At 74.4% G+C, this 5,413-nt stretch carries 5 protein-coding genes; 1 reads left to right on the top strand and 4 read right to left on the bottom strand.

Going from position 1 to position 5,413, the window contains the following annotated elements:
• On the bottom strand, positions 1 to 1,173 hold a 1,173-nt coding region (gene lgt, locus KBX39_RS21840), incomplete at its 3' end, for a prolipoprotein diacylglyceryl transferase (RefSeq protein ID WP_210872254.1).
• 102 nt (positions 1,174 to 1,275) lie between these two features.
• On the opposite strand from lgt, the gene KBX39_RS21835 reads away from it, so the two are divergent.
• A complete protein-coding gene (locus tag KBX39_RS21835) occupies positions 1,276 to 1,827 on the top strand; it encodes an NUDIX hydrolase (protein ID WP_043329524.1) in 552 nt (183 codons plus the stop codon).
• A 118-nt stretch (positions 1,828 to 1,945) separates the two neighbouring features.
• Here KBX39_RS21835 and trpA read toward each other — a convergent pair whose 3' ends face one another.
• The 3 genes from trpA to trpC are packed head-to-tail and all read right to left on the bottom strand — an operon-like array spanning position 1,946 to position 4,819.
• Complete coding sequence (gene trpA, locus KBX39_RS21830; protein ID WP_043329522.1) at positions 1,946 to 2,749, bottom strand: tryptophan synthase subunit alpha; 804 nt, start codon at positions 2,747 to 2,749, stop codon at positions 1,946 to 1,948.
• 4 nt (positions 2,750 to 2,753) lie between these two features.
• The gene (gene trpB / locus KBX39_RS21825; protein WP_069089044.1) at positions 2,754 to 3,980 is read right to left on the bottom strand and encodes a tryptophan synthase subunit beta; all 1,227 of its coding nucleotides are present in this window, start codon (positions 3,978 to 3,980) and stop codon (positions 2,754 to 2,756) included.
• Between the two features lie 35 nt (positions 3,981 to 4,015).
• The gene (trpC, locus tag KBX39_RS21820) at positions 4,016 to 4,819 is read right to left on the bottom strand and encodes an indole-3-glycerol phosphate synthase TrpC (RefSeq protein ID WP_030271968.1); all 804 of its coding nucleotides are present in this window, start codon (positions 4,817 to 4,819) and stop codon (positions 4,016 to 4,018) included.
• Positions 4,820 to 5,413 lie beyond the last annotated feature (594 nt).

The following is a 5,413-nucleotide window of genomic DNA, read 5'->3' as shown; positions in this document are numbered from 1 at the left end:
CTCGGCGTCCGTCCGTTCCGGGTCGGCGTCGGTGCCGTCCGCGTCGGCGCCGTCGGTGGCGGCGGGGTCGGTGTCCGTGCGGTCGGCCTGCTCCGCGTCGCCGTCGGTGGCACCGTCGGGGGTCTCCGGCCGGTCGTCGTCGGCCGCCGGCTCCACCGGGGGCAGCACGCCGGTCTTCCGGTACGCGTCGAACTGTTCCTCGCTCACCACCCGGTAGCCCTCGGGCGGGGCCGGCCGCGCGGCGGCCTCCCGGGCGGAGAGGTCGACCTGGGAGACGTCCCCGGACGGGGTGGGCGCGGCGGCCGGCTCGCCCACCGGCACCAGGTATTCGCGCGGGCCGCGGACCCGGATGAAGTAGGCGAGCGCGCCGAGGAAGACCAGCACGGCGGTCCAGACGTTGAGGCGTACGCCGAGGATCAGGTTCGCCTCGTCGGTGCGCATCAGCTCGATCCAGAACCGGCCCGCCGTGTAGCCCATCACGTAGAGCGCGAACGCCCGGCCGCGCCCGAGCCGCAGCTTGCGGTCGAGGTAGAGCACCAGCGCGGCGACGCCGACGTTCCAGAGCGCCTCGTAGAGGAACGTCGGGTGGTAGAGCCCCGGCTGGAGCACCGGCTTGCCGGCGTCGTCGCGCAGCGCGTGGCCCGGGTTGTCCGGGTCCATCACGTGCACCTCGAGGCCCCAGGGCAGCGTGGTGCGCCCGCCGTACAGCTCGTTGTTGAACCAGTTGCCCAGCCGGCCGACGGCCTGCGCCAGCGGCAGGCCCGGCGCCAGCGCGTCGGCGATCACGGTGAACGGGATGCCGAGCTGCCGCGCGGCGAGCCACGCGCCGACCGCGCCACCGGCCACCGCGCCCCAGATGCCGAGCCCGCCCTCCCAGATGTAGAGCGCCTTGATCGGCTCGCCGCCGGCGCCGAAGTATTTCTCCGGCGACGTGATCACGTGGTAGATCCGCGCGCCGATGATGCCCGCCGGCACCGCCCAGACGGCGATGTCGAGCACCGCGCCCGGCGCCACACCGCGGCGGCGCAGCCGGTACTCGGTGACCACGCAGGCCACCACGATGCCGAGGATGATGCAGAGCGCGTACGCCCGGATCGGAACCGGACCGAGCTGCCAGACGGCGGTGCTGGGGCTGGGCATGGCCGCCAGTGGGGTCATCGGGGCGAGGGTCACGGGTGCACACGGTACCGGTGCGGACTGTGTGCGCGGCACCCCGGGCCGCCTGCCGCGCGGGTCGGATGACTTCTGGTTTGCACGGTCGTAGGCTGTTTGTCCATGAGCCCGCTCACCTGGGCGGCCGCCGCTGTCGTCACCGACGCATCCGGGCGGCTGCTGCTCTGCGGCCGGTCCGAGGGGGCCCGGCGCTGGGGCCTGCCGGGCGGGCGGCTGCGCCACGACGAGAGCCCGGTGGATGCCGTCGTCCGGGCGGTCCGCACGGAGACCGGCTGGGCGGTGGCGCCGGCCGACCTGGTCGGCCTCTACCGGGTCACCGGTCCACCGGTGCCCGCCCCATCGGCCGGGCGGTGCGGCGCGCGCCCAGACGTGCTGGTGCACGTGTTCCGCGCCGGACCGGCCGACGCCGGACCGGCGGGCGAACCGGCGACCGGGTGCCTGCCTCGGTGGTGGCCGCCGCAAGAGCTGCCCGACGTGCTGACCCCCACGACGCGCGCGGCGATCGCGGACGCGCTCGCCGGCCGCGCCGGCGTGCTGCGGCACACGACCGCCGCCGACGCGCTCACGCCACCCGGCGACGGACAGCCCGGCGACGGGCAGCCCGCCCCGCCCGGCCAGCGCGCCTCCGAGCAGGTCGACAGCAGTAGCCGCTGACCGCCCGCCCGCTCGCTCGCTTGATCGACACCAGTTCGGCGAGGTGGCGGTGTCCCGGCGTCCTGGACCACGCCAGCTCGGCGAGGTGGAGTCGATCAGGCAGGTGGCGAGCCGGGCGTCAGCGGGCCGGGTTGCGGACGCCCTCGGCCAGTTCGGCGCTCAGCTTGCGCAGCGCGGTCAGGCCGGCGGCCTGGTCCGGGGCGTCCAGCACGCAGCGGACCAGCGCGCTGCCCACGATCACCGCGTCGGCGTACCCGGCGACGGTGGCGGCCTGCGCGCCGGTGCCCACGCCCAGCCCGACGCCGACCGGGATGTCGGTGACCTCGCGCAGCCGGGAGACCAGGACCGGGGCCGCCTCGGAGGTCTGCGCGCGGGCGCCGGTGACGCCCATGATCGCGGTGGCGTAGACGAAGCCGCGGCAGTGCTCGGCGGTCATCCGCAGCCGCGCGTCGGTCGAGGACGGTGAGACCAGGAACGTCCGGTCCAGGCCGTGCGCGTCGGAAGCGGCCAGCCACTCGGCGGCCTCGTCGGGGATCAGGTCCGGCGTGACCAGGCCGGTCCCACCGGCGGCGGCCATGTCGCGGGCGAACGCGTCGACGCCGTACTGCTCGATCGGGTTCCAGTAGGTCATGGTGACCACGCTCGCCCCGGTCGCGGCGACCGCCTCGACGACGCGCAGCGCGTCCGCGACGCGGACGCCACCGGCGAGCGCGATGTCGCTCGCCTTCTGGATGACCGGGCCGTCCATCACCGGATCGGAGTACGGGATCTCCACCTCGATGACGTCCACGCCCGCCTCGACCATGGCCTTCATGGCGGCGATGCTGCCCTCGACGGTCGGGAAACCGGCCGGCATGCAGCCGACCAGCACGGCCCGGCCGTCCGCCCGCGCCTTGTCGAAGGCGACCCCGATGCGGCTCACGCTGTCACTCCTTGTCGAGGATGCCGAAGTACGCGCCGGCGGTGTGCACGTCCTTGTCGCCCCGGCCGGACAGGTTGACCACGATCAACGGCTCCCGGCCCAGCTCCTCGGCGAGCCGGGGGGCGATCGCGCGGGCGCCGGCCAGCGCGTGCGCGCTCTCGATCGCCGGGATCACGCCCTCGGTTCGGCAGAGCATCTCGAACGCGGCCATCGCGTCGGCGTCGTCGACCGGCAGGTACGTGGCCCGCCCGGTGTCGTGCAGCCAGGCGTGCTCCGGGCCGACGCCCGGGTAGTCCAGGCCGGCCGAGATCGAGTGCGACTCGATGGTCTGCCCGTCGGCGTCCTGCAGCACGTACGTGCGGGTGCCGTGCAGCACGCCCGACGAGCCGCCGGTGATGCTGGCGGCGTGCCGGCCGGTCCCGACGCCCTCGCCACCGGCCTCGAAGCCGTAGAGGCGGACCCCGGCGTCCGGCACGAACGCGTGGAAGATGCCCAGCGCGTTGGAGCCGCCGCCGACGCACGCCGCGACCGCGTCCGGCAGCGTGCCGGTCAGGTCCAGGCACTGCTGGCGGGCCTCCACGCCGATGCCACGGACGAAGTCGCGGACCATCTCCGGGAACGGGTGCGGCCCGGCGGCGGTGCCGATCAGGTAGTGGGTGTCGTCGACGTTGGCGACCCAGTCCCGCATCGCCTCGTTCATCGCGTCCTTGAGCGTGCGCGAGCCGGTGGTCACCGGGACGACGGTGGCGCCGAGCATCCGCATCCGGGCCACGTTGAGCGCCTGCCGCTCGGTGTCCACCTGGCCCATGTAGACGACGCATTCCAGGTCGAACAGCGCGGCGGCGGTGGCGGTGGCCACGCCGTGCTGGCCGGCGCCGGTCTCCGCGATGACCCGCCGCTTGCCCATCCGCTTGGTGAGCAGCGCCTGGCCCAGCACGTTGCGGACCTTGTGCGCGCCGGTGTGGTTGAGGTCCTCCCGCTTGAGCAGGACCCGCGCCCCGACCTGCGCGGAGAAGCGCCGGGCCTCGTAGAGCATCGAGGGCGTGCCGGCGTAGTCACGCAGCAGCGCGTCGAACTCGGCGAGGAAGTCCTCGTCGCCCATCGCCTTGCGGTACGCCGCGTCCAGCTCGTCCAGCGCGGCGACGAGCGCCTCCGGGACGAACCGGCCGCCGAACCGGCCGAAGTGACCGGCGGCGTCGGGGACCTGGCCGGCTGCGGGTGCGGCGCTCATCGCGGGCGTCCTCTCGGATCGGGTGGCCCGGCGGCTCAGCGCACCGGGCGGGGCGTGGCCGGGTGGTTACCGGCGTTGACCAGCTCGGCGACCGCTTCGCGCGGGCTCTTCTGGGTGACCAGGCCCTCGCCCACCAGCACGGCGTCGGCGCCGGCGGAGGCGTACCGGATCAGGTCGTGCGGACCGCGCACCCCGGACTCGGCGATCTTGACGACGCTGCTCGGCAGGCCGGGCGCGATCCGCTCGAACACCGAGCGGTCGACCTCCAGCGTACGCAGGTCACGGGCGTTCACGCCGATCACCTGCGCGCCGGCCTCCAGGGCGCGGTCCGCCTCCTCCTCGGTGTGCACCTCGACCAACGCGGTCATGCCCAGCGACTCGATTCGCTCCAGCAGGCCGACCAGCACGTTCTGCTCCAGCGCGGCGACGATCAGCAGCACCAGGTCGGCGCCGTGCGCGCGGGCCTCGTGCACCTGGTAGCTGGAGACGACGAAGTCCTTGCGCAGCACCGGCACGTTCACCGCGGCCCGCACCGCCGCCAGGTCGTCGAGCGACCCGCCGAACCACCGGCCCTCGGTGAGCACGCTGATCGCCCGCGCTCCCCCGGCCGCGTAGTCACCGGCCAGGTCCGCCGGGTCGGCGATCTCGGCCAGCCGCCCCTTGGACGGCGACGAGCGCTTCACCTCGGCGATCACGGCCACGCCGGGCCGGCGCAGGGCCGCGTACGCGTCCAGCGGCGGCGGCGCGGCGGCGGCCAGCTCACGGATCCGCTCCAGCGGAACCTGCTCCTGCCGCCGGGCCACGTCCTCGCGCACACCGGCCAGGATCTCGTCGAGCACGCCTGCGGACGGCGCCGCTCCGGCGTCGTCCCCCTCCGCGTGCGCATGCTCAGCAGTCACCAACGGACTCCCCTCTCCGGGCGTCATGGGCCGATGCTAGGGGGCGCCACCTGGCGACAAGTGCCGGGGGGTATGGCGCACCTCACGACATGGGCTGTGGCATGATGGCCGACTTCCGGTGAACGCCACGTCACGCAGCGCCACGCTGGCATCGACCGTCACCCATCCCCCATCTCACCACGGTTGATCCGTCGCCGCAGCACCGCTCCCGCGCCGGGCTGTGACCAAGCTCAAGGACCTCCGGCCCTGCCCAGGTCGGGCCGCCTGGCGGACCGTTGACCTGTGCTTCACGAGGGCGAAACGTGAGCCCGGCAGCATCGTCCTCGGGCAGACTCGACACCGGCGGCTGACCACCGCCGACAACCATCTCGTGCGGGGTGACCATGAGCGCCAACGGGCCGAACCAGACCATCGGCTTGACCACCATCTCCCGGACCGTCGCCTCCCTCGCCTTCGGCGTGGTGCACACGCTGGAGCGCGCGGTGGCCGGTGACGGCCGGACGCGTACCGCCCAGGGCAACGCCTGGGAGGCCG

The organism is Micromonospora sp. D75 (assembly GCF_018070405.1).
GTDB lineage: Bacteria > Actinomycetota > Actinomycetes > Mycobacteriales > Micromonosporaceae > Micromonospora > Micromonospora chalcea.
Note: the sequence above shows the minus strand (reverse complement) of the source record. Positions and strands in the feature narration are given on the sequence as shown.